The 4,821-nt window shown below is 38.5% G+C and carries 7 protein-coding genes; 4 read left to right on the top strand and 3 right to left on the bottom strand.

Annotated elements, in window-relative coordinates; genetic code table 11:
* The first annotated feature begins 90 nt into the window (after nucleotides 1-90).
* The 3 genes from VNZ46_RS26790 to VNZ46_RS26800 all read left to right on the top strand — a co-directional run bounded on the left by VNZ46_RS26790 (nucleotide 91) and on the right by VNZ46_RS26800 (nucleotide 2,743).
* Entirely contained in the window at nucleotides 91-1,266 is a 1,176-nt protein-coding gene (locus VNZ46_RS26790) for a sialidase family protein (RefSeq protein WP_325564335.1), read from the top strand.
* 71 nt (nucleotides 1,267-1,337) lie between these two features.
* Nucleotides 1,338-1,919, top strand: coding sequence for a TMEM175 family protein (locus VNZ46_RS26795; RefSeq protein WP_133781666.1), 582 nt, complete (start codon nucleotides 1,338-1,340; stop codon nucleotides 1,917-1,919).
* Nucleotides 1,920-2,062: 143 nt separating this feature from the next.
* Entirely contained in the window at nucleotides 2,063-2,743 is a 681-nt protein-coding gene (locus VNZ46_RS26800) for a transporter substrate-binding domain-containing protein (protein ID WP_325564338.1), read from the top strand.
* On the opposite strand, the gene VNZ46_RS26805 is transcribed toward VNZ46_RS26800, so the two are convergent.
* The gene (locus VNZ46_RS26805; RefSeq protein ID WP_325564340.1) at nucleotides 2,740-2,964 is read right to left on the bottom strand and encodes a DUF6965 family protein; all 225 of its coding nucleotides are present in this window, start codon (nucleotides 2,962-2,964) and stop codon (nucleotides 2,740-2,742) included. The genes VNZ46_RS26800 and VNZ46_RS26805 overlap by 4 nt on opposite strands.
* 23 nt (nucleotides 2,965-2,987) lie before the next feature.
* Complete coding sequence (locus VNZ46_RS26810) at nucleotides 2,988-3,485, bottom strand: hypothetical protein (protein ID WP_325564342.1); 498 nt, start codon at nucleotides 3,483-3,485, stop codon at nucleotides 2,988-2,990.
* 416 nt (nucleotides 3,486-3,901) lie between these two features.
* Between VNZ46_RS26810 and VNZ46_RS26815 the strand changes: the two genes are divergently transcribed.
* Nucleotides 3,902-4,345 (top strand): OsmC family protein, encoded by a 444-nt coding sequence (locus VNZ46_RS26815; protein ID WP_422662181.1) that lies wholly within the window; start codon nucleotides 3,902-3,904, stop codon nucleotides 4,343-4,345.
* Nucleotides 4,346-4,390: 45 nt separating this feature from the next.
* On the opposite strand, the gene VNZ46_RS26820 is transcribed toward VNZ46_RS26815, so the two are convergent.
* Nucleotides 4,391-4,807 (bottom strand): hypothetical protein, encoded by a 417-nt coding sequence (locus VNZ46_RS26820; protein WP_325564346.1) that lies wholly within the window; start codon nucleotides 4,805-4,807, stop codon nucleotides 4,391-4,393.
* Nucleotides 4,808-4,821: the final 14 nt, after the last annotated feature.

Raw genomic sequence — 4,821 nt, forward strand, 5'->3', positions numbered from 1 at the left:
ACAAACTGCGAAAGGTAATTTATTTAAAGGGCCCTTTCATCTGCCAAGACAAGAATGGTATTGTTTACAACTTTTAACAAATTTAGCATCATGAGGTATTTTTCTTTTCTATACAAAGCAGTGTTTGTTCTTTTAGTGGGCAGTCCGGTTTTTACCAAGGCTCAGGAAGTTTCAGTATTCCGCTCTGGTACAGATGGGTTCAAAAGTTTCAGGATCCCTGCAATGATTAAAATGGCCAACGGAGATTTAATGGCCTTTGCCGAAGGACGCGTAAACGGGACAGGGGATTTTGGAAATGTAAAGATCGTGATGAGGAAAAGCGCAGATCATGGGAAAACATGGAGCGTGATCACTACGGTTGTTTCTAATGACACTTTACAAGCAGGAAATCCATCACCCGTGTTGGATTTAACTGATCCTGATTATCCAAAAGGACGTATATTCTTATTTTATAACACAGGGAACGCCCCTGAAGATGAGGTGAGAAAGGGAGAAGGTTTACGTGAAGTTTGGTATAAGACATCTGCTGATGGAGGTTTAAGCTGGTCAGCACCAGTAGATATTACCCTCCATGTTCATAAACCTAAACAACCTGACGTCAATAAAGCGTATCACTTCGAACAGGACTGGAGGAGCTATGCCAACGGTCCCGGACATGCGATACAACTAAACTCAGGGCTGTATGAGGGACGGATCTATGTTGCTGCAAATCATTCGGCCGGGAAACCCTTACCGCATTATGCAGATGGCAGAATACATGGATTTTATACAGATGATCATGGTCGAACCTTTAAATTGAGCGAAGATATTGCTACACCGGGAGGAAATGAATCTATGGCGGTAGAGTTGTCTGGAAATCAGTTGATGATCAACGCCAGAAATCAGCTGGGCAATATCAGGCAGAGGATTGTAAGCATCAGTAAAGACGGGGGACAAAGCTGGTCCAAAACGTATTTTGATCAGCAATTGCCAGATCCTGTTTGCCAGGGAAGTATTCTGAATATTGGCAGAAAGAAAGGGAAAGCAGTTCTTGCTTTCTGCAATGCAGCAAATACCACAGCAAGAGACAACTTAACTTTGAGGATCAGCTTTGATGAAGGGAAAACCTGGGGAATTTCTAAAGTGGTGGCTAAAAGTCCTGAAGATTACAAAGGGGATTATACTGCATATTCTGATTTGGTGAAGCTTTCAGAAGATCGTGTCGGGGTTTTCTTTGAAAAAGACAACTACAGAGAGATCGTTTTTAAATCCATTAACTGGAAATAAGATAGGGTAACGTTGGTGGCCTCGCATTTTTTAATTTATTTGTTATATTGCTGTGGAAATAGATTGAAACTATGCATAAAGGACGTTTGGAAGCATTTAGTGATGGGGTGATTGCCATCATCATCACCATCATGGTACTGGAAATCAAAGTACCCCATGAGAAAGATAACATTAAGGATCTGCTTCCGATGCTGCCCGTATTTATCAGTTATGTACTGAGTTTTATCTATGTGGGCATTTACTGGAATAACCATCACCATACCTTCCAAAGTGTTAAATCTATCAATGGACCAACACTATGGGCTAATTTGCATTTGCTGTTCTGGTTGTCTTTAATACCTTTTGTAACCGGATGGATGGGCGAGAATCATTTTAGTCAATGGCCAACAGCATTATATGGTTTTGTATTACTCATGAATGGAATAGCCTATTCTATTCTCATTAATGTGCTAATTAGAAATGGCAATGAAAATGTTCAGTTAAAAAGAGCCATCGGAACAGATAACAAAGGGAAGATTTCGGTTGCACTGTATTTGATCGCTATTGTTGCAGCGATGTTCAACTCCTGGATCAGTTTTGGTATTTACATTTTGGTGGCTATGATCTGGTTTGTACCAGATAAACGCATCGAAAAAACATTTGCCTCAGAATGATCTCTTTAGATTAATTTCTGCTCAATTTGTCGTATTTTAAGGATTCTGGCTTATCTTTATAACCAAGTTCCAATTGTTGTATTGGTATTGAAATAAAGATTAAACGAGCAGGATCTGAGTTAAATACTGTAAAAACCATTGAAATGAAAGAAATACTTAAAATTGGATTGGATTCTGTCGCACCAGTCCCTATGCATACAGATTATAATTCTGATGTATTTGAGGGCTTTGAGGTTGATCTGATGAGAGAAATTGCCGGGCAGCTGAATCTGGAGATCCACTATGAGATTTCGCTTTGGAAAAACATCCTTGAAAAGCTCTATAAAGGAGAACTGGATATGATCTGTTCTGCTGTGACCATGACTCCTTCCAGACAAAGGATTTTGGAATTTAGCGTGCCTTATTTGCAATTCAGACTTTGCGCAGTGGTCAATGAGGGTACATCCTTAAATAATTTAAACAGCTTTGACCATAAAATTCTGGGGGTCCGTATTGCAACGGAGGCGGAGAAATATATTATGGAGAAATTTCCAAATCATCAGGTTGTACATGCCACTAAAAATGAAGAACTCTATCAGCAGCTTGTTAAAAAGAAAATTGATATTGTTATAGACGATTCGCCTATTGCCGGGAGTTTTTTACAAAAATATAAAAAACTGCAAATGGGAATGTTTCTGCCCGATACGCATTCCCATTATGGTATCGCCATGAAGAAAGGAGATACCGAACTCAGGCACCGGATCAATGAGGTACTCAGACATCTTAAGGAGAATGGTGTATACCATCAGATCTATAAAAAGTGGTTTACTTATATAGAACTTTAATCTGACTTTTCTGCAGAATCCCGGGCTTCAATAATCTCTTTTAACTGTATCAGCCTATCCATAAAACTTGAATAAGCCTTAATATGGCCATGTGCTTTTACGGTTATGATATGACTGCTTACAAACTTTTTTACATCTGTAATTTTGGTGGCCTGATTCAGGTACACATTTTCGGGCAGATCAACACTTTCAAAATAAGCTTCTAATTCTTCAATAGACATAGGGCAAAGATAAGATTGTTATCCTAAAAAAGCCCCTCCATAGTTGACATTGATTCCTCGAGAACCAAAGTCGTTTTACAAAAACTGAGCAGATGACTGCCATCCAGTTTGTTATACAGTTCTAGTATATCAGCATCTGTTCCGGTTTTTTCTAAAAGCAGGGAATCTTCAAATACTCCGGTAATGCTTGCCCCATATTTTTGGATGAGCGACCAGGAATGCGATGTCATAATTTCTTTGGAAACTCTGAAAAAAGCAACTTTTCTCAGGCTGTGTGCTTTAGCACAATGGGCATCTGCCCGGTATACTTCAATAAACCTTTCCAGTTTAAACAGGGTATTTTGAAGGTCAGTTGAAGGAAGCAAAGCTTCTACGGTGATCATCACAATATTCCTGATATCTGTTCTAGCCACACAGAGGCTTTCTATTTCATAATTTTTTTTGTTGAAAACAGAGGTGATCTGGTTTAGAAGTCCCTTTTTGTCTTCTGATAAGATGCTGATGATAAATTTCCCGTTCATAATTTTAAAGCATAAAAAAAGCCTTCCGGGTAGGGAAGGCTTATGTGATAGAATATTTTTGATCTATTTTTTACATAACCTTCCCCATATCATGAATGACAATAATAATAACCACAATAACAGCAATACCCGAGCTTAACTTGGATATCATGGTATTCAGATTAAAAATTGTCGTTCTCATAGCGGGATATAATTCCTTTTTTCAAACGTAATGAATATTTTTAATTATCTGGGAGTCGTCATTGAATTATTTTAAAAAAATAGACCTGTTGATGTCGATTTTGTTTCCTGATTACGGAAATTGACTTAACAAAATGACTGCCTTAAATTGTTGTAAAGTTTAAAAGGAATGCTTAGGTTTATGTAAGTAAAACGGCATCTGCGGATGCTTACAGATCCCTGAAAACAATAAATTTATATACATGAAAAGAAGAGTTACAGCCGTATGGAACGGTACAGGATTAGAAGGTAAAGGAACATTGTCTTCCTCCAATAAGTTCTTTGATCAAACTCCTTACAGTTTCAAAACCCGCTTCGAAAATGAAGACGGAAAAGCCGGAACCAATCCTGAAGAATTAATCGCAGCAGCACACGCAGGTTGTTTTAATATGCAATTGAGCTTTATGATCGTTGCAGCAGGTTTCACTGCCGATGAACTGACTACCGAGGCAACTGTTTCTTTGGATCCTGTAGAAGGCGGTTTTGCTATTTCCAGCATTATTCTTGATCTGAAGGGTAAAGTCTCTGGAATGGATGAGGCTAAATTTACAGAACTGGCCAATGCTGCAAAAGCGGGCTGCCCGGTAAGTAAAGCATTAAGTGCAACCCCAATTACCTTGAACATTAGCTTTAGCGCATAATAATTCTTAGTATTACGGCTTTGTTGAAAGACAGAGCCGTAATCTTTAACTGGCCTCGTTCAGGGCCATTCTTATAAACTGATCTACTTCCTCATTGAGGTCTTCTTTCTCATACATCCTGAAGTGGTGGTTAAATTGATCACTTCCGGGTACCTGACCAAATTTTATAAAGCATAAGTTATCAGGATACAATTGTTTAAAAATAAAAACAGCATGGAGAAAGTTCTTGCCAAGTTGGGAAATATAAATATTCCTTTTTCCTTCACATTCTATACTGATCATGGTTTTTGTCGTATTTAGTTTGATCTGCGCGATCTGAGATACGTGTTCTGTGAAATGTTGGAACAAGCTAAGGGTATGGTCAGATTTTCCGCGCAGAAAATCCTCTACCTGCATTTCATCACAGGCATGAGACTGGTTGTTTTTTAGAAAAGTCTGGTTACATAAGGGACAGATCCACATACTCAATTACTTTA

Source organism: Pedobacter sp. (genome assembly GCF_035566355.1).
Lineage (GTDB): Bacteria > Bacteroidota > Bacteroidia > Sphingobacteriales > Sphingobacteriaceae > Pedobacter.